Raw genomic sequence first — 23,052 nt, 5'->3', positions numbered from 1 at the left:
TAAAATGCCAAGACGGAATAATTTGTGGGCTAATATCGACTGGTTGACTGTGGCGGTTTATCTGGTGCTGGTATTGCTTGGCTGGATAAACATTTATGCTTCTGTTTACGATGCTGAGCACCACAGTATTTTCGACATAACACAGCGGTATGGCAAGCAGTTAATCTGGATTGGCGCAGCATTGCTCATTGCATTTATTATCCTACTGATTGAAACAAATTTTTATGTCTTCTTTTCCTACATAATTTACGGGGTTGTAATTCTGCTGCTTATTTTGGTGCTTTTTGCAGGAACTGAGGTGAATAATTCAAAATCGTGGCTTTCGTTTGGTGGTTTTGGCCTGCAGCCGGCCGAGTTTGGAAAGTTTGCCACAGCACTGGCTCTTGCCAAATATATGAGTTCGTTCGGGTTTAAACTTCAGCGCTTTAAATCGTTATTTGTGATGGGCGCTGTTATTTTTCTGCCCGCCACACTTATTTTGCTTCAGAACGATACCGGTTCTGCGCTGGTTTATTTTGCTTTTGTACTGGTATTGTTTCGCGAAGGCCTTTCAGGAGTGGTATTGTTTTTTGCCACACTTGTCGGATTACTCTTCATTTTTTCCCTGGTTTTGTCCGACTTGGTTTTGTATGCCCTGCTGGCTGGTTTGGCAGTGCTGATTTTTCTTTTCGTAAATGCAGGTATGAAACATTTTTACAGGGTACTACTGTTTTTTATTATATCCTTTGTGTTACTCACAGCCCTTAATTATTTTACCCGTTCCGGTTTCGGAATTGCACAATTGCTGGCCGGAATGATTTTTTTGTCCGGGTTGGGGTTAATAATTTACGGAATACATCACCGGTTGAAAAGTTATGCCCTGGTTGCCCTCGTTTTTGTTGGCTCAGTTTTGTTTTCAGTAACAGTTGATTATGCTTTTAATAATGTGCTGGAACCTTACCAGCAGGCACGGATAAACGAACTTTTAGGCATTGAGTCCGATCCGTTGGGGGTTGGGTACAATGTCAACCAGAGTAAAATTGCCATAGGTTCAGGTGGTTTTTGGGGAAAAGGATTTTTAAACGGAACTCAAACCAAATTTAATTTTGTTCCCGAACAAAGTACCGATTTTATTTTTTGTACGGTAGGCGAAGAATGGGGATTTGTTGGGACTTCTGTAGTTATTTTACTGTTTATGCTTTTGCTGGTCAGACTTGTATTACTGGCCGAAAGGCAACGTTCAGGGTTTTCGAGAATTTATGGGTATGCTGTAGCCGTAATCCTCTTTTTTCATTTTATGGTAAATATTGGAATGACCATTGGTTTGATGCCGGTTATCGGAATTCCGCTTCCATTTTTTAGTTATGGAGGTTCTTCGCTGTGGTCTTTTACCATTCTGCTTTTTATATTCCTGAGGCTTGATGCCAGCAGGCTCGATTACCTTTCAAATTGAAAGCGCACGTTTAAAACCTGACAAAGGTCATGTGATTTAATTTCCGCAAAAACTTCGAATTTTGTATTTTCGCGCTACTTTGAAAAAAATCATCATTTTTTGGTAGTCACTGATGATCTGGAGGGATCATTCTCAAAAAAGATTGAACAGGCAGTTCTTTATAAAATTATTGGCTTATGACAGAATATAAATCTTTTGCATTGCATAACTTCAAAGCTATTCCACAAATGGAATATTTAACTGAAGAACAGAAATTTAATATTGAAGTAGTAGGATCGGTTTTGCCATTTAAGACCAACAATTATGTGGTAGATGAGCTTATTGACTGGGATAATTTTGAAAAGGATCCGTTTTTTATCCTCAATTTTCCACAGAAAGAAATGCTCGATGACGCCAGTTTTAATGCAGTTGCTGCTGTTTTAAAAAGTGGTGCTTCAAAAAAAGAAGTGCAGGAGGTAGTTCGAAAAATCAGGTTAAAACTCAACCCAAATCCTGCCGGTCAGGAAAACAATGTTCCCGTTTTCGAAGGAAAAAAACTCAACGGCATTCAGCATAAATACCGCGAAACCATGCTCTTTTTTCCAACCCAGGGACAAACCTGCCATGCTTATTGCACATTTTGTTTCAGGTGGCCACAATTTGCACTCAACGAGTTCAAATTTGCAATGAAAGAGGCCGATACACTTGTGCAATACGTAAAGGCCAATCCGCATATTACCGATGTACTGTTTACCGGAGGCGATCCGGCCGTAATGAAAACCCGATTTTTTGAAACCTATTTTAACGCACTGCTCGAGGCTGATATTCCCAACCTTAAAAATATTCGAATTGGCACCAAATCTTTGGCTTACTGGCCATACCGTTTTACTACCGACAGCGATGCCGGTGACCTGCTCCGCCTGTTCAAAAAAATGAAAAAGAAAGGAATTAATATAGCTTTGATGGCTCATTTTAACCACCCGGCAGAATTAAAAACTGATGCGGTAAAAGATGCAGTTAAGAGGCTGATTGATGCAGGAGTGCAAATCCGTTCGCAGTCGCCGGTGTTACAACACATTAATGCTCGTGCCGATATTTGGGCCGAAAACTGGAAAGAGCAGGTAAAAATGGGAATTATTCCGTACTACATGTTTATTGCCCGCGATACAGGTTCGCAAGACTATTTTGCCGTTTCACTGAACCAAACGTGGCAGATTTTCAGGAATGCATACAACCAGGTGAGTGGAATTTGCCGCACGGTGAAAGGCCCCAGCATGTCCTGCGACCCGGGGAAAATCCAGGTTGTTGGCGTTTCAGAATTAAAAGGGCAGAAGGTGTTTGTGCTTAACTTTTTGCAAGGCCGGGACCCCGCCTGGGTGGGAAAACCTTTCTTTGCCAAATACGACCCAAATGCCATTTGGATTGATGACCTGGAACCTGCTTTTGATGAATCGAAATTCTTTTTTGAAGATTCGTATTTCCAGATGCTGGCTTAATCAGACCAATATTATCCGGTTAAAATCCATGGTTTTTTTACTGGAATTCCTGATTCCGATTCTGCAAAATCAATCAGCTCATTCATAAACCTGGTAAAACGGGTTTCAATGAAAAGGTAGTTGGCATCCATTACTTCAATGGCCTTTTCGGCTTTTGGTGGAAGGGATGTGTATCGGCTCATTATTTCCAGCGATTGTTGAATTCCCTCCTTTTGAGCGTACGATTCCAGCCTTCGGTTTTTTATCAATACCGGTAAAAATCCCTGTACACGTGGTGGCAGATAAAAAACATGTTTAAGCAATATGGCATGAGTTTTACGGGCAAACCGCCGCAAGGTTAAAGGATGATAGTTTTTCCAGCCAGAGGCCAGTAAATGGTCGAATATTAAATCGGTAACAACCCCTGAATAGAGACCAAATTCTTCCCTGAAAAGTTTTTTTACTTCTCTGAATAATTCATGCTCATCAGTAAAAGAATCTATTCTCCGGTGTAAAATAATTCCTTCCCTGATTTTTCCCGGATATTTAAGGAAATTCTTTCCCTTAACGTAGTCTCCGATAAAATTGCCGGTAACCAGTTTTTCATCATCGCCCGATAAATAGATATGCGCCAGAAAATTCACCCTGTTTGTTTTTGAAAAGAACGTCAGGCTTTCCAAAATGTTTTTCCCAAATGCATGATGTGATAGCAACGGGCAATATTTATTTTTTTGAGCCTGAGATTTGTCCTGTTTTTTGTACAGGGAATCCGTTAATTTTTCGCGAAATTAAAAAACAGACCTATGGCAAAACAAAAAGTAATTATCATTGGCGCCGCCGGGCGCGATTTTCACAATTTCAACACTTTTTTCAGGAATAATAACGATTATGAAGTGGTGGCATTTACCGCAGCACAAATTCCCGATATTGAGGACCGCCGCTACCCGGCCGAACTCGCAGGTGCATTTTATCCTGACGGAATTCCGGTTTATGCAGAGGAAAAACTGGAAGAGCTGATTAAAAAACTGAAAGTTGATACCTGCGTGTTTTCATACAGCGATATTCGCCATCAGCATGTTATGACAGTTTCTGCACGCGTAAATGCAGCCGGCGCATCGTTTATGCTCCTGGGGCCCAAACAAACCATGCTGCAATCTTCCAAACCGTTAATTTCGGTTTGTGCTACACGTACCGGCTCAGGCAAAAGCCAAACCAGCCGGAAAATAATTCAGATTTTAATGGAGCAGGATTTGCGTGTGGTAGCCATTCGGCATCCCATGCCTTACGGAGATTTGGTAAAGCAAAAAGTTCAACGTTTTGCAGCTATTGAAGACCTGAAACGGCATAAATGCACCATTGAAGAAATGGAGGAGTATGAACCGCATATTGCCCGAGGAAATGTGATTTATGCCGGCGTAGATTACGAGGCTATTTTAAAAGCTGCTGAAAACGATCCCGATGGGTGCGATGTTATTTTATGGGATGGCGGAAACAATGATTTTTCGTTTTACGAAGCCGATTTGTCCATTGCCGTGACTGATCCGCACCGTGCAGGGGCCGAACTAACTTATTATCCCAGCCAGGTGGTTTTGCGCACCAGCGATGTAATTATTATCAACAAAATGGACACCGCCAATCCGGAAAAGGTGAAACAACTCAGGGAAAATATTGCCTCGGTAAACCCAAATGCAGTGGTAATTGACGCTGAAAGCCCTGTTCGTGCAGATAAACCTGATGTTATTAAAGGTAAAAGGGTTTTGTGCGTTGAAGACGGCCCTACACTAACTCATGGCGAAATGAAAATTGGAGCTGCTGTGGTTGCTGCTGAAAAATACGGAGCTGCAGAAATAGTTGACCCAAGACCTTTTACAACAGGAAAACTTACCCGCACTTTTGAACTTTACCCCAATATTGGAAAATTGCTCCCGGCAATGGGATACGGTGATGAACAGGTAAAAGATTTGGAAGAAACCATTAGAAATACGAAATGCGACTCAGTTATTATCGGAACGCCCATAGATTTGAACAGAGTGGTTAAAATTGACAAACCATTTACCCGCGTATTTTACGATTTGGAAGAAATTGGTCATCCAAACCTAACCGATGTTTTAGCTGATTTTGTCAAAAAAAGGTAAAGATCTAATCAGTTGAGCCTCTTGAATGTCTGATTCTTTTCCAGGGTTTTAACCAAGGTTTGCTGCAGACTTGTTTTTGCAAAATTTGAATCCTTATCGATTTATACCTATTTTTGTCGCCGGCAAATAAAAATTGATGAGAAAAAAAATTGTTGCATTTGGAGAGGTGGTTTGGGATATTTTACCCGATGGAAAGGTTTTGGGCGGAACCCCTTCCAATTTTGCGTTTCGGTGCAATTCATTTGGCGAAGAAGGTCACTTGCTTTCACGTGTTGGCGACGATGAACTCGGGCATCTGGCGCTTAAACGGCTCAAAGAGCTGGGGATTTCAGTTGCTGATGTGCAAATCGATTCTGAATTTCCTACCGGAACAGTAAACATTACCTTCGAAAAAAAACATGAACCGGTTTTTGATGTTACTCCCGATGTGGCATTCGACCATATCGAATTTTCTACTGAAGCATTGAAACTGGTTCGCGATGCTGATTGCCTTTTCTTTGGTTTATTGCCTCAGCGTTTTGGCATTTCAAAAAATACCATTCGCGAGCTGATTAAAGAATCTCCATCATCAATTAAATTTTTTGATTTAAAACTATTTCAGCATTTTTTTAATGTGTTGGTCATTGAAAACCTGTTGCAATCGTCTCAAATTGTGCGTATTAAAGAGAAAGAAATCGGATTTTTGAGCGAAAAGCTCAGCTTGAAACAAGGAACCCTTGAACAGTTTGGAGAACAGTTGGTAAAAAAATATAATGTTGATCTTGTTTTAATTACACGCGGATTTCATGGTGTTTTTGCGTTCCACAAGGAAGAAGGAGCTTTTTCTGATTCAGGTTATATTATAGAAATGAAGGATAACATTGGTTCCGGAATGGCCTTTTCTGCCGGATTTCTTCACTACTATCTTCAGGAAAATTCCCTGCAGGAAGCGTTAAACTTCGGAAATGCAGCCGGAGCTTTAAATGCGACAAAAGTTGGTGCAACTTCTTTTTTCAAAAAATCAGAAGTGCTCCGGTTTATGAAAAAAACAAAAAAGCGGTCTTCGGAAAAAATATAACCCTGTTTTTATTTCCATTTAAACAATATTTTTAAACACATATTTTATGGTAACCCTAAAGGTTAAAATCATGTTTAAAAGAGTATGATTTAAGCCATGGATCGGGTGTTATAAAAAATCCTGAGCTTTTATCACAATTTGAAATTAATGAACAAAAATGTAATGCAATGAAACGCAATGCAAGTCAGATAGGAAAAAGTCTGGTGGACAAATTGTGGGAGGCTTTTCTTTTACAGGTTCCCTACGCAAATGATTATTCAGGGTTGGTTAACCGCAAAGGCGGACAGATTGTTTTGGACCATTTGGGATTCCGAACGTTGAATTGGCATACAGGAGAGCAACCGGAAGGAATTTTGGCAATCAGGCACATTATCGAATGTTTGGGATATAATCCGGCAGGTAAATACGTACTTCCAAAGAAGAATCTGAAAGCCATTCATTTTGAGGCAGAAACAGCAGGACTTCCCAAATTTTATGTAAGTCAGCTCCAGGTTTCCCAATTACCTGGCTGGGCGCAAAACCTGTTTCCCGATGTACTTTCAGAAACGCCATATCTGCTTTCTGATACCGGTATCGAACTTTTAAGTAAGCTAAAAGCTGATAAAATTTTAAATACCGAAGCGGCTGAAATTCTGGTTGATGAACTTGTAAATTATTTTCGCAGGCCCTGGAATCCTCCTTCCAAAGAAACAGTGTTGAAACTAAACGATATTTCGCATTATGCCGCCTGGGTTTTGTTGCATGGCAATTCACCCAGCCATTTTGCGGTGAGTTTAAACCATCAGGGTATTAATGACTGGCCCGATTTGGAATCTACATTCCATGCATTGAAAAAAGCAGGCATTCCCATGAAAGAAAAAATAGAAGGCGAAAAAGGAAGTATTTTGCAGCAAACAGCAACTTTAGCGGTTAAAGAAGATTTAAAAGTAAAAATAGAAAACGAACTTGATGAAATCAACTGGACTTATGCATACCTCGAATTTATTCAGCGTGGTTTTATGGAAGAAGATGGCCAGCGAACTTTATTTCAGGGTTTTATTGAAAGCCAGGAGCGGCACCTGTATAACTTAACCCGAACCCTGGATAATTAAGTTTCAATAAACATCCGGAACATAAGTCATTTCTTCAATGGGCGGACGAACATAGCCTTTGCTGTCTTTTCGCGGAGGCAATTCTACTGCATCGGGTGTTAAATCTTCATACGGAATCATCGATAACAAATGATGGATGCAATTCAACCGGGCTCGTCTTTTATTATCTGCATCAACCATGTACCAGGGGCTTATTTTTGTGTCAGTGTAAGCAAACATTTCATCTTTTGCTTTGGAGTAATCCACATACATTTCGCGCGATTTTAAATCCATTGGGCTAAGTTTCCAACGCTTGGTCGGGTCTGCCATCCGGGCTCTGAAACGTTTTTCCTGCTCCTCCTCGCTTACCGAAAACCAGTATTTAATGAGAATGATTCCTGAGCGAATAAGCATCCGTTCATAATTGGGGCAGGAGCGAAGAAATTCCCAATATTCATCGTTGGTACAAAACCCCATTACTTTTTCCACACCGGCGCGATTGTACCAGCTTCGGTCAAACAGTACCATTTCCCCGGCTGCCGGAAGATTGGGTACATACCGTTGAAAATACCACTGGGTTTTTTCACGTTCGGTGGGTGTGCCCAATGCAACTACCCGGCAAATACGCGGATTTAATACCTGGGTAATCCGTTTTATGGTTCCCCCTTTGCCTGCCGCATCGCGCCCTTCAAAAATTACAACAACCCGTAAACCTTTGGTTTTTATCCACTCCTGAAGTTTTACTAGCTCAATCTGGAGCCTGTTTAGCTCATTATTGTAAAGCTTTTTCGAAACTTTTTTGGGTTTACCGGTTGGTGTTTCTTCCCTTTCCATATTTTTTTTGTTTGTATTGGTTTAATCGATTGAATAAAAGTACAAAAATGATTAGTATTGGAAGATGAATTTTTAACCAAATTTAGTGTGAGTTACTTTTTTATGGAAAATTCATTTGTTTTAGCCAAATAAGTATTGTTCGCCCCGCATTCATTTTGTAAATTACAATCAAATTTTAATTGAATTGAAATGAAAAGATTACCGCTTACTTTTTCAATCCTTGCCTTTTCGTTTATTAGTTATTCCCAACAAATAAAAACGGAAAGCCGGATAATTGTGAAAAATCCGCTCATCCATCAAATTATTCCTGAAAATGCGGTGGTGGAAATTCTTGCTGATGGATTTGAATGGACGGAAGGTCCGCTTTGGTTACCCGCAGAAAACAAACTTATCTTTTCCGATATTCCATCCAATTCCATTTTTGAATGGTCGGAAAAAGCTGGAAAGAAACTTTATCTGAAACCATCAGGTTTTACAGGAAAAGAAAAACGTGAAGGTGAGCCGGGTTCAAATGGTTTGTTGCTAAACGCTTCAGGCGAGTTAATTCTTTGTCAGCACGGCGATCGCAGAGTGGCGAAAATGGATGCCTCGCTTTCCAATCCCAAAGCAAATTTTATTTCCCTGACAGATAATTACAACGGGAAGAAACTGAACAGCCCAAATGATGCGGCTTACCATAAAAACGGCGATTTGTATTTTACCGACCCGCCTTACGGACTGGAAAAAAATGTGAATGACCCGGCAAAAGAACTTGATTTTCAAGGGGTTTTTCAACTGGAAAAAACCGGAGAAGTTGTTCTTTTAACCAAAGAGCTTTCCCGTCCAAACGGAATTGCTTTTTCACCCGATTATTCAAAATTGTATGTTGCCAATTCTGATCCTGCCCGGGCAATCTGGATGGTTTATGATTTAGATAAAAGTGGCCTTTTGAAAAATGGCAAACTTTTTTTCGACGCCACAGCAATAACTAAAAATTTCAAAGGTTTGCCCGACGGATTGAAAGTTCATCCTAATGGCTGGGTTTTCGCAACGGGGCCGGGCGGAGTGCTGGTGTTTACTCCGGGGGGAGAACATCTTGGAACAATTTTTACCGGCGAAGCAACCGCCAACTGTGCATTTAATACTGATTATTCTGAACTGTTTTTAACAGCCGATGATTTTTTGCTTAGGGTAAGGTTGAAATAAAAATTACCAGGGAAACTGGTTTTATTTCGGGCTGACATTTTGTTTCTTCGGTTTAATTATTAGCCTCAGCGAAAGGTTGTATGTAAAATAATTAGTGAGCCAGTTGATGAAAATAAAAAACCGGTTTTTGATGCCAAGAATGCTCATCAGGTGCACAAACATCCAGATTACCCAGGCAAAAAATCCGCCAAACTTTGCAAAAGGTAGCTCCACAACCGCCAGGTTACGGCCTACAGTTGCCATTGTTCCTTTGTCTTTGTAGGTGAATGATTTCTGTTCTTTCTGAGCGACTTCGGCCATTAAATTTCTTGCCAGGTTTTCGGCCTGCTGAATGGCAACCGGCGCCACCTGCGGATGCCCGTTGGGGTATTGCGAAGTTTCCATAAAAGCAATATCGCCAATAGCAAAAATGTTATCCATGCCCTTTACTTTGTTGAACGCATCAACAGCAATTCTTCCGCTTGGGGATACAACTTTCGGAGGTATTCCGTTCAGTGTTGTTCCCTTCATTCCTGCCGCCCAAACCACATTTGAGCTTAGAATAACTCCTGAATCGGTTATAACTTTATTCCCTTCGCAGAATTTCACCAAAGTGTTGAGTTGTACCTTTACTCCGAGTTTCTGCAGGTAGTTTTTCGCTTTTTGTGAAGAAAACTGCGACATGGTACCCAACAACCGGTTGGTAGCCTCAATCAGGAAAATATTCATTTTCGAAAAATCGAGCTCAGGATATTCTTTGGGAAGAATGTTGTTACGTAGTTCGGCAATGGCTCCGGCAAGTTCAACTCCGGTAGGACCACCTCCCACAATGGCAATGTTTAACGCAGCTTCCGATACTTTCTCGTTCTCTGAAACCAGGGCATTCTCATAGTTTTTTAAAATCTGGTTTCGGATGTACAGCGCTTCAGAAACGGTTTTGAGGCCAATGCTGTTTTCTTCAATTTTGTTGTTGCCAAAAAAGTTTGTTGTGGTCCCCAGGGCAATCACCAATTTATCGTATTTAAACCGCCCGATCTTTGTTTTTACGGTTTTGGTTTCCGTTTCCACTGCTTCTATTTCTGCAATGCGGATAAAAACGTTCTTTTTTTTCTGAAAAATTTTACGGATGGGAAAACTGATGCTGCTGGGTTCCAGTCCGGCTGTGGCCACCTGGTAAAGCAATGGTTGAAACTGGTGGTAGTTGTTCCGGTCAATCAGTAAAACCTGAAATTGGTTCGATTGGCCAAGCAGCCGGGCCAGTTTTAATCCTCCAAAGCCAGCTCCCAGAATAATGATTCGCTGTTGCCCTTTTTCCGAAGGGGGAATGTTTATATCAACCTTTTGTTGCATAACCAAAAATCATTTTAGAGGCATTTTGACAATCTTTTGAAAATGGGGTGGAAGAGGGAATGGTTTGTTTTTTAATCCATGCCTCCTGTGCAGTCGAGGCAAGCCAGCGCGTAGCTGTCGTATTCATCATAAGCCGGACCGGGTTTTCCGTTGAAAACTATAATGCGGTCGAGCCTTATTTTTGGGCCGTTTTCAAACACAAGAAATTCTCCACTGCTTTTGTTGGTTTCAATTTCTTTTACCTTTCCTTTTGTATTTTCTAAGGTATTTTCTTCCTCAAAATAATGAACTGAGATGGAATTCTTTTCAGAAATTGTTTTTTCAATTTGTTTCAGAAAATCCAGGTCAACCTGTAAATATTTTGTGTTCATCTTAATTAAAACTTTCTTCCATTTTTTTTGCTTTCGGAAAAAGAATGTTGTTTTCAAGGTGAATGTGCCGGTGCAAATCTTTTTCAAAATCGGCCAGGTGCTTCATGGTTACTTCGTAGGTAGTGCAACCATCGGCAGGCACCTGATAGTTGTTGGTCAATTCTGATATTCTCACATATCTTTCTCCTTCATTTTCGTGCTCTGCCATCATGGCTGAAATAGGACTGGAAACATTGCCAAATGACGGAGTCGCCAACCTTTTGTTTTCATTTTTTGCCAGTTCCATTTGTTTTACATACGGGAACAATAAAAGTTCCTCCTTTTGCATGTGCATGGTTAATTCGCCGGCCGATTCAAAAAATTCATCCCTCACGCGGACAAGTTCAGGATGATTTTCTCCGTGAACCCCGGCAATTTTGTCAAGGTTTTGTTTTAAAAACGGAATATTTTTCTGCACATAAGCATGATGGCGATTTACAATGTATTCAGCCAAAGTGCTTAATTCCATACTGTTAATATAATCTGTATCCGGATCTGAATCCTGAAGCACCGTCTCCAATTGGTTGATAAGTTCTTCTTCTTTTATACCGGATTTGGTACATACTTCTGAAATGGTTTGATTTCCACCGCAACAATAATCTATTTTGTTCGCCTGAAACAAAGTGGCGGTTTTAAAATTGGTTTTTACCACTTCGCCTACCGGAGTATCTGATGTAATTTTCATGATGTAAATTTTAAAATTATGCTCTGCAAAGATATAAAAAAACCATTAGTGGACAAAAAGGTCTATTAGTAATTTATGAAATAATACTGAAATTTATGATTATCCTTTGACAAGAATGTAGGCTCCGAACAAGGAGTCTTTAAAACCTGAGGTGACAGGGAAAAATCCGGATTCAATTTTTGAATTTTTGAGTTTTAATGGATTGGTATTTTCCATTTCTTTTTTGAATTCCGAAAAGGATTTATTCGGATTATAAAAAGTTTTAAACACTCCTGTTTTATTGGGTGAAATGTGTTTTTCGAGATGAAGGGATAACAGCCCCATATTTTGCCTGACATTGATTTCGAGGCATGGATTTACGCACAAATTGTTCTTTTCGTCACGGAAAATGAGGGTGTCCACACCAAAAATACCTTCGTAACATTTTGCCAGAAAACTGCTTTCAATCAATTTCACCAAGGATTTTATAATCATTTCAGGAAGTGATTCAGCAAATGCCGTAATTTCAGGATTAATCTCCTGCGGCCATCCATTCAGGAGATTGCCCTGGTACTGGCCCTTCCCATCGGTCAAAAAACGGCTGATTCCCAGGTAGGTTACTTTTCCGTTTTTTAATTCGAATTCAAAGGCTAAATCCAGAACTTTTTCCAGGAGCGGTTCCACTATGGCATAACCCTGTTCGTTAATTATTCCCAGCAGTTTTTCCCATACTTTTTCAGCCACCGGGGTTTTTGTCACTTTTTGTAATCCGCGTCCTGAGCTGCTCCACGGTGCTTTTACCATAATTTTTTCCCAGCGTTTAATACACTTTTCAATTTCTGGTTTTGTATAGCAAACCGTAGAAATCAATTGGGGTGGCAAAATTTTTTCCGGAGGTAATTCCGGCAGAAGTTTTTTCAATAGTTCAAGAGCAAATTTTTTGGAGTAGATTTCACGGTATTCCGGTTTCCAGTTGGCAACCGGCGAGGTTTGAAATTTTTCAGAGCAGGAAGGTTTTAAAGGCTCAACCAAACGATGAGCAGCCGGACTCCAGCCCCACGGGAGTAAACGGTTTTTTGGCTGGCTGATGAAGTCGGTGTTTTTGATTACTTCATTCAATTGCAAAAATCGGGGAGGAGTAATATTTATTTTTTGAAGCGTTGACAGAAATTCAGGTGGTGGAATTTTTTTTACCAAAACTACATCATTTGGCCGGGCGAAAATGAGGGGCAAAGTTCCCAAATCTTCCTCCATTTTTTGCAGCAGCCGGTTGGGTTGCCACGATGGCTGGTCGTTTGCAACTGCATATTCGCAGGTAGGATTGAACAGGTAGATATTTGGTAGTTTTTCGTGGGAAGGTATGTCTGTATAATTAGTTTTTTTTTTCATGGTGGCGCTACAATCCAAAGATCAAGATTTGGGATTTTTAGTTACTTTCAAAATAAAATCCTGAAATAATGTTTCTGTGCGTAAAAACTGGTTGTAGTTTTTTGCTTAATCATTGATGCCAATTTCTTTCTTGATTTTGTCCCAGCGGCCTTTTTTAATTTCTTTTAAAAGCGAATCCAGTTCTTCTTGTGTTGCTTTAGATTTTGAGGTTAACTCTTCATATTTTAAATAATCAAGTATAGATTGGACTTTGGATGCTTTGTCACCCACTTTTATCCTGACAAGGAGTTCGTTATTTTGTCTTTCAACTATCATTTTTTATTTCAAATATAGTGATTTTATCATTTATGCGATAAATCTTTCATCGGCACATCCTCAGGCCTTTTGTGTTTCCAACGCCGGTGCGACCATAGATAATAGGCAGGTTGCTCGCTAATGGTTTTTTCCATCTTCTGAATATAAGCCATCATTATTTCTGTTTCGCTGTATTCCTTTGCATTTTCAAACAGCACTTCAAAAGTAATTTCGTAAAATCCTCTTTTTATTTTAACGGTATTCTGAAAAATTACCGGATAGTTAAACCGGCGCGATATGGCGGCTGGTCCGGGGTAAAACGGGGTTTCCTGGTTAAGAAACATCATCCAGAATTTGGTGTTTACAGGAGGTGTCTGGTCGCCGGCCAGCCAAACAAAAACCGGTTCATTTTCTTTGTCTGCCTTAATAACCCTGCGTAAAACAGTTGAGTTTGGAACCAATTCAGCGCCAAAACGGGCCCGGTTGCTGTTTATATATTTATCGAAATGAAGATTATGCAGTGGTTTGTAAACCCCCAAAATTTTATACTGCACAAAAAGCGGGAAAACACTGCCCCATTCCCAGTTGTTATGATGACTGGTAAGAACAACCACACTTTTTCCCTGGTCAAAATACCTGTTAATTAATTCCGGATTTTTTACCTTCATTCTTTCCTTAAAATCACGCTCTGTTATACTCCCCATTTTAATGGCTTCAAGTGTGATGTCGCAGAAATGCCGGTAAAATTTTTTTGTTATGGTTTTTAATTCAGCATTTGATTTTTCCGGAAACGAATTTCGAAGATTTTGGGCTACTACTTTTTTGCGGTAACCAATAATATAATAAACCACAAGGTAAAACAGGTTGGAAAATCCGTAAATCAGCCAAAAGGGTAGCCTGGCAACCAATTTAAGTGAAATTATTCCAATGTGTAATGAATTTCCTTTGCGCATAACTTTTTGAAAAGAAGTGTAAAACTACATTTTTTCGCATAAAAGCAGACCAAATACTTTTTTCCTTTTTATCTTCGACACAAAAAATTTATAATAATGAGAAGTCTGATAACAATTTTACTTATTTCCATTAGTATGGGATTATTGGCACAGCAAAAGTTTATTGCTCACCGCGGAGCTTCATATCTGGCCCCTGAAAATACAGTAGCTTCGGCAAACCTTGGCTGGGAGTTGGGGGCCGATGCCGTTGAAATTGATGTTTACCTGACCAAAGATAACCGGGTAATGGCCTTGCACGATAAAGACACCAAACGAACCACCGGAGGTAAACGGAACCTGGCGATCAAAGATACACCATCGCTGATGTTGCGCGATTTGGATGTTGGAAGTTGGAAGGATGCAAAGTACAAAGGCGAAAAAATTCCGTTCATTTCTGAGTTAATTGAGACTGTTCCCGACGGGAAAAATCTTGTGGTTGAAATAAAAACCGGAAGTGAAATTCTGCCTCATTTAAAAAGGGAAATTGAAAAAAGCGGCAAACTGGATCAGATGATTTTTATCTGTTTTGGCTGGGAAACCATTCTCGATACAAAAAAAGAATTCCCCAATAATAAATGTTATTGGCTTAGTTCGTCGAAACAAGGTCTAAAAAAGAAAATGGAAGAAGCTGCCGCAGCCGGTTTGGAAGGAGTGAACCTGAATTACAAAATTATTGACGGGGAAGTTGTTCAAAATGCAAAAGAACTGAATCTTGAAGTTCTGACGTGGACCGTGAACGATCCTGAAATTGCAAAAAGAATGACCGAACTTGGCGTGACAGGGATAACCACCGATCGCCCCAAATGGCTGAAGGAAGAGATGAAAAAATTATAAATAAGAGACTGGCTAAAAAGTGAAATTTCCTTTATTTTTGTCATGTTGAGCGTAGTCGAAACAATTGTATTTCAAATAAATAAACACTTCGACTACGCTCAGAATGACCTCAAAGAGGACTTTTTAGGCAGCCTCTTCGTTTTTACAATTGGTTAAATTTTATTTGGTCAGCCTTTCCAGTCGTTTCATAATGGAGAATATAAATGCAGCCGAAGCCAGACAGCATATCACAAAAATAGCCCAGAGCTGCCACAATTCCAGCCGGTCCCAGAAATAGCTTCCAATTCCCAGCAATTTGTTTCCAACCGCAGTGGCCAACAACCAGCCTCCCTGCATTAATCCCTGGAATCGTATCGGAGAAACTTTCGAAACAAATGAAAGTCCCATGGGGCTGAGGAAAAGTTCAGCAATAGTTAGCACCAGATAACTGCTCATCAGCCAGTACGGAGAAACCCGCGATGTATCAGGAACGGCTTCACCCTGCAGTTGTACAGGAGAAACCACATCAAGCGAGGCCACCAGCATTATCAGAAATCCGAATGAAGCGATAATCATCCCGATTCCGATTTTTTTGGGAGTTGAAGGTTCTTTTCCACGGTTGGCAAGCCAGGTAAAGAGGCCCATTACCAAAAACGTGAGCGAAACAATAAACAGCGGGTTAAACGACTGGAATATTTCGGGTGCAATGGAATGTTGCGGATCGCCGTGGCTGTAGAAAATGTACGTCAGAAATCCCAGTCCGGCAAACAAAACACCACCGAGGATTCGCATTTGTTTTTTCAATTTTTTGCTCAGCACCATCACAAGCCCTGCAACAGTCCCTATAAATGCCAGAATATACCACAAATTGAAAAACAGGTAGGTAAACGGGCCAACTGTTTTTACGGTATAGTCGCGGGCAAACATGGTTTGTGTAAGGCCGTTTTGGTGAAATGACATCCAGAAGAAAATGACCACTACAAAAACCAGTAGCAGAGCCGTTACTCGCGGTAGTTCCTCTTTGGTTGATGCCTGCATCATCCAGGCCACAAAACCTGCGAAAAGACCAAATGCAAATGCAATGTCGGCATTGCCAAACGCAAAGAAAATGGCAAACCCAACTACCAAAATCGTTCCAAGCGAAATTCCAATTTTTTTGAAACTTTTTTCCACTTTCACCTCTTTGGCGGAAGTGGTAACTTCTTTATTTGGAAGAAGTTTGCTAAACAAGATGTAAACCAGCAACGAAACCAGCATGGCGCCGGCAGCTACGGCAAAGGCATAATTGTAACCTTTGGAGAAAACATCAATGTAGTCCTGGGCAAACTTATTTATGTCGGTAATTGGACCGTTGAGACTAACACTGCTCGCCAACTCGGCAAACTGAGTTGAATGGGTTAACTTACCGCTGATAACCTGATGGCATAATGCCGGCAGACTTCCATCGTGCACAAAACCATTGGTTTTTAACCACCAGTCGCGCACGGCAGTTGCAGCAAACGGAGCGAAAAATGCACCTACATTTATTCCCATGTAAAATATGAGGTAAGCTTTGTCGCGCAGCTTTTCATACTTTGGGTTATCGTACATTTGCCCTACAACTGCTTGCAAATTGCCCTTAAACAGTCCGTTCCCCAATGCAATGGTAAAAAGAAAAATAACAGTCATTGAAAGAGGCATTCCGGGAATGGCCATTAGCAAATATCCGATAAACATGATAATTATTCCGCTCAGAATGACTGTTTTGTACTTTTTTGTGGCGTCAGCAATTATTCCTCCAAGCAAAGCCAGGGCATAAATGGCAAAATAAAACGAACTGTAAATGCTGCCAGCCGTTTCTGCGTTTACACCGTATTTTGCCTGTAAAAAAAGAACGAGGATAGCCATCATGGTATAGAAACCAAAACGTTCGCCCATATTGGCGAAAAAGGCGACTATCAGGCCTTTAGGATGATTTTTAAACATTGGTTTTTGATTAAAAAGTTTTTTAGATTGAATTGTCACAGAACAGGCAAATATAAAGATTCAATATTGATGCAAAACTTGATAAATATCAGTTTAATTGAATTGAAAGAAAAATAAAAAGAGAAAAAAACATAAAGGTCTTTTGCTTTTATCCGTTTTAATTCCATAACTTACACTTAATTATTTAACCATTAAATTAGTGAATATGTCAAAAGAAGTTCTTCCAAAAGAGTTAATGAATTCTGTATTAGGTAAGCTTTATGATGTGCTTGCCAATGGTGATGGCGATGTAGTTCCGCCATCTGATGATAACTATCTTGCCTGGCTTTCTATTGGTGTCCCTTATCCAGCCGAAGAGTTGGATTTTCTTTCTGAAGGATTGACCGGAGTTGTAAAGAGAAATTCCGAAAAAAGAGCAACCGAAGGAGATGAAGAAAAGGACGATGAGGAAAAAAGTATTGAAGAAATTAATCAATTGCTTGCCCAGGATACGGCCAGAAAATATCAGCAGGCTGAAAATTTTTCCCGTATTGTTGATATGATTCCCGACACATCGGGCGTTACGGGTGATGTGACCATGAATGTTTGGAACCCCGAAAATACGCTTTCGCAGGCCTATGAACATATTCTGAAATTCAGCCAGGTGGCTAATATTGAGCCGGATGAAAAACTAAAAGCGAAAATTGAAAAATTAAGAGGCCTTCTGCAAGTGAAAAAAATCAAAAAAGATATTATTACGGACGAAGAAACAGAAGTGCTTGAAGAAAGCCCATTGGTTATGAGATACCATGAGAAAATGCAAAATTTTCTTACGGTAGCTTTGGAGTACAACAGCCATCGGGTCAATGCCTTAACCGCAAAAGATCCAGGTGCTGTTCATTTTTGGGCAATGAATGCTCCTATTCTCAGGAATAAAGTTTTAGCTGCCAAAAGAGATTGGGTGAACAACGGTTACAAAGAGGAATATGAAAAAATTTCAGCATTCATTTCTCAGGTTGAAGGAAGAAGCATGCTGGCGCTAAAAGAACGTTACCTCGATGATTTGGAGAAAACCAAACTTACCGGATTAGCATCAGGCGCCGATTTCTTATATGCAAGTCTCGTTCCCGGAAGTTTTGCCAAAACAGATAATGGATGGACACAATTCCGGTTTTCAAGCAGCGATTACAGTTCCAATTTCAGTTTCTCAAGTAAAAAGGGTTCAGCAGGTGGTGGTTTATCGCTTGGCTTTTTTAATATCGGAGGTGGAGGGAAATATGAAAAACGCCAATCAAGTAGTAAAATAGATGCAAGCTCATTTTACCTCACATTTAAAATTGCCCAGGTACCCATTGTAAGGCCCTGGTATAATGTAAATTTTCTAACCAGCAAATATTGGCGGTTCGACAAGGCTAATCCCGAATTTAAAAACCAAATGGTGTCTGATGGCGGTTCACCACCCAATGGTATGATTCCTGCCTATACAACCACGGCAATTTTTGTGAAAGATTTGGTATTAAATTTTGGCTCCATGCAAAGCGAAATGCAATCGCAAATGAAAAAAGCAAGTGGCGGCGGATTTGTAGGATGGGGTCCATTCCATCTCGGAGGAAGTTACAGCTCATCAAGCGGTTCAAGAGACTTTGAGCGAAATACAGAATCACAGGGAATTCGTATTGACGGAATGCAGTTGATTGGTTTCAAATGCCACATGCTGCCCAAATCGCCCGACCCAAATCCGGAAATAAAAGAGTGGGTATAATTTAAATTAAAAACGATGTCGCAACTCGCAACAATTTTTGCAAGAATAAAGTCCTATTTTCAACAAAATGTAATAAGCAGCAGCAGGGAGGAAGACTACAAATTCTTCTTCCCTTTGTTTTCTTTGGGATACACAAACGAAGATTTTATGTTTCTCGATACCTCACAGGCAGGTGAAGAGGGCCGAAAATATTATGACGAACTTCTGGATTTTTCCCTGATGGCAAATAATATTCCGCGACAGGAAATTATTTGGCAAACCAGTGGTGAAAACCGGGATTTACTGTATAAAGTTTACGAGGAAATTTTAAATAGCATGAGGTTGATTGACCCTGACAGTATTTCAGGGGCAAAACTTGTTGGCTCAACCATTTTCGATCGCGGTCTGAATTCATTGTCTGAATTGGAAACAAAAGAATACCGCACCTACTATTCATTGTATCAAAAACTGGATACAGAAATTCTTGAATTGCTGAAAAAAGGAATTGAAACAGGTGATGCAAGTTCCACCGTTGAAGTTGAATTGAAACAAAAAATGAAAGAACAACTTTTACAGCAGTGGATTCAAAACGGGAAGAAAAATGAAGTGGAAAAGAAGGTTGAACAGCTTTTAAAGGCAGAAGCTGAACGCTTTATCAGAAAGTTCAATGAAGTAAAAGGGAAACTCACCACATCGCTCCGTGAACATGTAAACGGGTCTTTTTACTTAACTACCTGTTTCCCCGGCAACCTTTACAATTCAGACAAATTAGCCTGGAAAAAAATTGAAATTTCCCGCGATGAAATTCAAAAACTCGTGGAGAGTTCGAAAGAAGAAGGCTATCATGCTATTTTTGAGCTTCAGGACCTGGAATTGGACAAAATCAGTTTCGACCTCATTTTTGTTAATGTTTTGCGCGAATGGTTCGATGAAGAACTTTTAAGCTCTCCATTCTGGGATATTGCTTTACTCAATAAGGAAAGCATTAAAATACCATATTTTTCCACTCAATTGGTTTTTGTAAGGAATATTGAAATTAAACTGCGCGAGAATTCTGCCAAAAACATTCAGGCGATTCAGAAAATGGAAGTTCAAAAGAATTTTGGGCCCTTTTTGCTGAATAAAACACTGATGACCAAAGGTTCATTTCAGTTGAAATCGGTAAATAAAACCATGCATCTGGAACGGAAAGCGATTTTGAGTGCGCCTGTTGTTACCAAAAAAAATGAAACAGCAGCAAAAACAATGAGTTCGGTTGCGTTGCACAGAAACCGGATTCAGGTACTCAACAAAAACCAAAAAGTTTTAGTGCGCGATCACCGGAAAAAAACAGTTGAAGCAAAACCGGTTGTGGCAAATTATCTGGCCATAAATCCAATGATTACCCGGGCTGTGTTTTTGGTGAACTTGGTAAACGTTACCTTATATTGCCGGCACAAAGAAACGCGCCAGTTGCTGGATTTGGAACCTGATGAGATTGAAATTTTCAGAAACAGCAAAAAAGAAAATATTACAGTAAAAAAGAATAACAACAATACGCTGAGTCTGGGATTGCAAATGAACCAGGAATATACCATTAAGCTGGTGGCTGAAGATTTGGAGCCTGCCGAAGTTAAAATTGTTTTTAACCAGCAGGAACAAAAGGCAAAACAAGCACGCCGGTTTTTATACACAATGCCAACTGAAACTAAAAAGCAAAATCAATTTGCTGAAAATGAATTTCAACTGGTTGCAGTGGTTTGTAAACGAATCAGCGAAGATTATCCGGCACCGGTTCCATATGCTGACTATTTTTAATTGAATTCATACTTCAGAAGTTTTTTTCAGAAATTTTTAATCGAAACAACTATTTCGGAAAACATTGGGTTGAAATCTTCAAGGTGAAGTTTATTCTGAAGTTCAATGTATTTCTCGATTTTAAGTTTTAATTTTAACGCGATTAAAAATAAAAAAAAACAGGATAATGGCCGCAAAAAAAACAAACCTTATTTATGTTGTTGAAGATAACCAGGTTTACAACAAGTTTATTACCGAATACCTTAAAAAACAAAATTTTACAAATATAAAACCTTTCTTTTCGGGTGAGGATTGTGTTAACGCAATAAATCAGGGTGAAAAGCCTGACATTATTGTTCAGGATTATTTTCTGGAAAAAATGAATGGAATTGATGTTTTGAGGCAGGTGAAAAAGAAAAGCCCGGATTCGGAATTTATTTTCCTGACCAACAACGAAAGTATGGAAGTAGCTGTAAATACCATAAAATTTGGTGCTTACGATTATATCATCAAAGATAAAATTACCCCGGATAAGTTGATGGACCGTATTCGAAAAATCGTTAAACTCAAAACCCTTGAAAAAAGAAACAAACAAATACAAGTTGGGATAATACTGTTTTTAACCGGTATATTTTTAATTGTATTTTTTGCTGTACTCTATTTTGTAGTTGATATTTTTAACGTCCATTAATGTTTTATCTGCAATTCAAACCGGTTAAATTTTTGTTGCTGTAAAACATCACACCTGAAGCAACCTTTTCAATCCCTGGTGTATCTGTTTTTAAACGGAAATCTATTATTGATGAAAAGAATAGTTTTACTTTTGCTTGTTGCTTCCATCTTTTCCTGTTCAAAAAATGAAGATGAGGTTTATTCTGTCTTGTTTGAAATTAACGATTCCAATTACCCAACCCGTTATAGGAAACTAACCCCCCTTGAAAGAGAAAACAAGCAAAAAGAGTTTGAACAGGGCCAATTCACTTTTGCTGAAATTGATTCATTCGGTTTCGTGGGGTGGTCGTACAACAGTGATTATGAGGATCGGAAACAACTCTACAGCAACAAGTTTGTCGATGTAGCAGGTTTAATTACTGAAGCAAAGCTTTATTTGGTTGAGAAAAGCGAGTTTACCGGAATTTTTGATACGGCGCAGTTGGTTCCGCAAAAAATTGATGCGCGGTTTCTGGATTTCAGTGGTGCTTATACCAGAACAGATTCTATAATTTACAACCATTTGGGAATCAGTTTTGGTGAACAAAAAATTCAAGGGCTTGAAGTATATAATTCATTACTGAACATTTCGGCCAATGCAACTGGTGTTCATCACATTTTCGGCCACTGGTATCCCGATGTTTATATTCCTCCAACCGACCAGGTTTCGGTTGAACTGGCCAGGACGGTTTTAACGGGGCGCGAATTAACCGGCTACAATGGCTGGCATCAGAAATTAACCCATACCATTGCTGAATCCGATTTGAACGAATACCGAAAAATAATTTACCCGTATATTACCAAAAATCATTTGGAACTGCGTGTTTGCTGGGGATTCAAACCGTCGCACTGGCAGATTTTTATGGATACCACAACGGGTGAAATATTGCTGGAACAGGACACAAATTTTTACCCCCTTTAGGTTAATATTCGTATTTGTAAATGAAGTTTCCCCCGCACGGAGAAAAGCCGGGGTCGATTCCGTAATAGAATGTATGTTTTTCGATAAGCCGGTCCAATTCATAAAAGTTTTTTTCTACAACTTTGCCATCTTCTGTAATTTCATCGATAAAACCTTTTGCTGTATAAAAGTACTTTTTTACAAAGCTGGTTTTTCCGGTTCTGATGATTCTTTTTTCTTCATACAACCTGCCATTTTTGTAGGCATAAACAAACGTATCGTAAACATTTTTTTTGGCTTCATCCTGAAAACTTTCTTTTTTCACCAGCCTTCCACTTCGGTCAAATTCAAAACCGTGCGCATACTGAAATTTCCATTCATTAGTGTTGAAATACCAGAATTCCTCCCACCGCAATTTACTGCCAATATATTTGTAAATGATTTTATGGCTGAGTGTGCCGTCTGAATTATACCGATGCTTTTCTGAAAGCAGGTTTCGCGAGTAAATGTAACGGGTTGAATTTTGATATTGCCATTCATCCGAACGGTAGTAAAAAGTGCTGTCAGTTAATTGTTGGCTGGATTCGTTAAATTCCCGTTTGTTCATTATTTCCGGAATCCCGATATAAGAAATTACTTCCTTTATTACATTCCCGTTTTTATCGTAGGAAAAAGTTTTTGAAGAAATCTCCTTCTCCGGATTTCTTTGGCAAAAAGTGGTTTCCTTTTTATAACGAAAATTTCCTTGTTCATCAAAAATCAATGAGGTATCAAATTCATCATTCCGGCAGGAAGAAAGCCAGATTAAGGAAAGAATTGCCAAAATTGATGTAATTTTAAAGCCAGATAACTTCATTTTTGCTGTTGATTTATTATCATGATGTATTGAATTGAAAATTGGTTGCGTTTTTTAAAATTAAA

The 23,052-nt window shown here is 39.5% G+C and carries 21 protein-coding genes; 11 read left to right on the top strand and 10 right to left on the bottom strand.

Annotated elements, in window-relative coordinates; genetic code table 11:
• The first annotated feature begins 4 nt into the window (after window positions 1-4).
• Together rodA and ACESMA_RS14645 are read left to right on the top strand one after the other, a co-directional pair.
• Window positions 5-1,432, top strand: coding sequence for a rod shape-determining protein RodA (rodA, locus tag ACESMA_RS14650; protein ID WP_372949596.1), 1,428 nt, complete (start codon window positions 5-7; stop codon window positions 1,430-1,432).
• Between the two features lie 176 nt (window positions 1,433-1,608).
• A complete protein-coding gene (locus ACESMA_RS14645; protein WP_372949595.1) occupies window positions 1,609-2,907 on the top strand; it encodes a KamA family radical SAM protein in 1,299 nt (432 codons plus the stop codon).
• A gap of 11 nt (window positions 2,908-2,918) precedes the next feature.
• On the opposite strand, the gene ACESMA_RS14640 is transcribed toward ACESMA_RS14645, so the two are convergent.
• Window positions 2,919-3,599 carry an ACP phosphodiesterase gene (locus ACESMA_RS14640; protein ID WP_372949594.1) on the bottom strand — a complete coding sequence of 227 codons (681 nt, stop codon included), beginning with the start codon at window positions 3,597-3,599 and terminating at the stop codon, window positions 2,919-2,921.
• 90 nt (window positions 3,600-3,689) lie between these two features.
• Here ACESMA_RS14640 and ACESMA_RS14635 point away from each other — a divergent pair, with 90 nt between their 5' ends.
• The 3 genes from ACESMA_RS14635 to ACESMA_RS14625 all read left to right on the top strand — a co-directional run bounded on the left by ACESMA_RS14635 (window position 3,690) and on the right by ACESMA_RS14625 (window position 7,169).
• The gene (locus ACESMA_RS14635; RefSeq protein WP_372949593.1) at window positions 3,690-5,021 is read left to right on the top strand and encodes a cyclic 2,3-diphosphoglycerate synthase; all 1,332 of its coding nucleotides are present in this window, start codon (window positions 3,690-3,692) and stop codon (window positions 5,019-5,021) included.
• A 136-nt stretch (window positions 5,022-5,157) separates the two neighbouring features.
• Window positions 5,158-6,078: a carbohydrate kinase family protein gene (locus ACESMA_RS14630; RefSeq protein ID WP_372949592.1), complete on the top strand. Its 921-nt coding sequence runs from the start codon at window positions 5,158-5,160 to the stop codon at window positions 6,076-6,078.
• Window positions 6,079-6,245: 167 nt separating this feature from the next.
• Entirely contained in the window at window positions 6,246-7,169 is a 924-nt protein-coding gene (locus ACESMA_RS14625) for a 2-oxoadipate dioxygenase/decarboxylase family protein (protein WP_372949591.1), read from the top strand.
• A 3-nt stretch (window positions 7,170-7,172) separates the two neighbouring features.
• On the opposite strand, the gene ppk2 is transcribed toward ACESMA_RS14625, so the two are convergent.
• On the bottom strand, window positions 7,173-7,982 hold the full coding sequence (gene ppk2, locus ACESMA_RS14620; RefSeq protein WP_372949590.1) for a polyphosphate kinase 2: 810 nt from the start codon (window positions 7,980-7,982) through the stop codon (window positions 7,173-7,175).
• 189 nt (window positions 7,983-8,171) lie between these two features.
• Between ppk2 and ACESMA_RS14615 the strand changes: the two genes are divergently transcribed.
• Window positions 8,172-9,167: an SMP-30/gluconolactonase/LRE family protein gene (locus tag ACESMA_RS14615; protein WP_372949589.1), complete on the top strand. Its 996-nt coding sequence runs from the start codon at window positions 8,172-8,174 to the stop codon at window positions 9,165-9,167.
• A gap of 21 nt (window positions 9,168-9,188) precedes the next feature.
• On the opposite strand, the gene ACESMA_RS14610 is transcribed toward ACESMA_RS14615, so the two are convergent.
• The 6 genes from ACESMA_RS14610 to ACESMA_RS14585 form a co-directional block, all read right to left on the bottom strand.
• The gene (locus tag ACESMA_RS14610) at window positions 9,189-10,496 is read right to left on the bottom strand and encodes an NAD(P)/FAD-dependent oxidoreductase (protein WP_372949588.1); all 1,308 of its coding nucleotides are present in this window, start codon (window positions 10,494-10,496) and stop codon (window positions 9,189-9,191) included.
• Window positions 10,497-10,567: 71 nt separating this feature from the next.
• Entirely contained in the window at window positions 10,568-10,867 is a 300-nt protein-coding gene (locus tag ACESMA_RS14605) for a hypothetical protein (RefSeq protein ID WP_372949587.1), read from the bottom strand.
• A 1-nt stretch (window position 10,868) separates the two neighbouring features.
• Window positions 10,869-11,591, bottom strand: coding sequence for an iron-sulfur cluster repair di-iron protein (gene ric / locus ACESMA_RS14600; protein ID WP_372949586.1), 723 nt, complete (start codon window positions 11,589-11,591; stop codon window positions 10,869-10,871).
• A 99-nt stretch (window positions 11,592-11,690) separates the two neighbouring features.
• Window positions 11,691-12,959, bottom strand: coding sequence for a hypothetical protein (locus tag ACESMA_RS14595; protein WP_372949585.1), 1,269 nt, complete (start codon window positions 12,957-12,959; stop codon window positions 11,691-11,693).
• Between the two features lie 105 nt (window positions 12,960-13,064).
• Entirely contained in the window at window positions 13,065-13,274 is a 210-nt protein-coding gene (locus tag ACESMA_RS14590) for a hypothetical protein (protein ID WP_372949584.1), read from the bottom strand.
• Between the two features lie 26 nt (window positions 13,275-13,300).
• Window positions 13,301-14,206: a lysophospholipid acyltransferase family protein gene (locus ACESMA_RS14585; RefSeq protein ID WP_372949583.1), complete on the bottom strand. Its 906-nt coding sequence runs from the start codon at window positions 14,204-14,206 to the stop codon at window positions 13,301-13,303.
• Window positions 14,207-14,302: 96 nt separating this feature from the next.
• On the opposite strand from ACESMA_RS14585, the gene ACESMA_RS14580 reads away from it, so the two are divergent.
• Window positions 14,303-15,079, top strand: coding sequence for a glycerophosphodiester phosphodiesterase (locus ACESMA_RS14580; RefSeq protein WP_372949582.1), 777 nt, complete (start codon window positions 14,303-14,305; stop codon window positions 15,077-15,079).
• Window positions 15,080-15,238: 159 nt separating this feature from the next.
• Here ACESMA_RS14580 and ACESMA_RS14575 read toward each other — a convergent pair whose 3' ends face one another.
• Complete coding sequence (locus ACESMA_RS14575; protein ID WP_372949581.1) at window positions 15,239-17,023, bottom strand: peptide MFS transporter; 1,785 nt, start codon at window positions 17,021-17,023, stop codon at window positions 15,239-15,241.
• A gap of 205 nt (window positions 17,024-17,228) precedes the next feature.
• Between ACESMA_RS14575 and ACESMA_RS14570 the strand changes: the two genes are divergently transcribed.
• The 4 genes from ACESMA_RS14570 (at window position 17,229) to ACESMA_RS14555 (ending at window position 22,152) form a co-directional block, all read left to right on the top strand.
• Window positions 17,229-18,764: a hypothetical protein gene (locus tag ACESMA_RS14570; RefSeq protein WP_372949580.1), complete on the top strand. Its 1,536-nt coding sequence runs from the start codon at window positions 17,229-17,231 to the stop codon at window positions 18,762-18,764.
• Window positions 18,765-18,779: 15 nt separating this feature from the next.
• A complete protein-coding gene (locus tag ACESMA_RS14565) occupies window positions 18,780-20,540 on the top strand; it encodes a hypothetical protein (protein ID WP_372949579.1) in 1,761 nt (586 codons plus the stop codon).
• A 166-nt stretch (window positions 20,541-20,706) separates the two neighbouring features.
• Complete coding sequence (locus ACESMA_RS14560; protein WP_372949578.1) at window positions 20,707-21,210, top strand: response regulator; 504 nt, start codon at window positions 20,707-20,709, stop codon at window positions 21,208-21,210.
• A 111-nt stretch (window positions 21,211-21,321) separates the two neighbouring features.
• On the top strand, window positions 21,322-22,152 hold the full coding sequence (locus ACESMA_RS14555; protein ID WP_372949577.1) for a hypothetical protein: 831 nt from the start codon (window positions 21,322-21,324) through the stop codon (window positions 22,150-22,152).
• A gap of 1 nt (window position 22,153) precedes the next feature.
• Here the strand turns inward: ACESMA_RS14555 and ACESMA_RS14550 are convergent, their stop codons facing one another.
• Entirely contained in the window at window positions 22,154-22,987 is an 834-nt protein-coding gene (locus tag ACESMA_RS14550; RefSeq protein ID WP_372949576.1) for a hypothetical protein, read from the bottom strand.
• Window positions 22,988-23,052: the final 65 nt, after the last annotated feature.

It is taken from the genome of Mariniphaga sp. (assembly GCF_041687215.1).
Lineage (GTDB): Bacteria > Bacteroidota > Bacteroidia > Bacteroidales > Prolixibacteraceae > Mariniphaga.
This window is presented reverse-complemented; position numbering and strand designations above follow the sequence as displayed.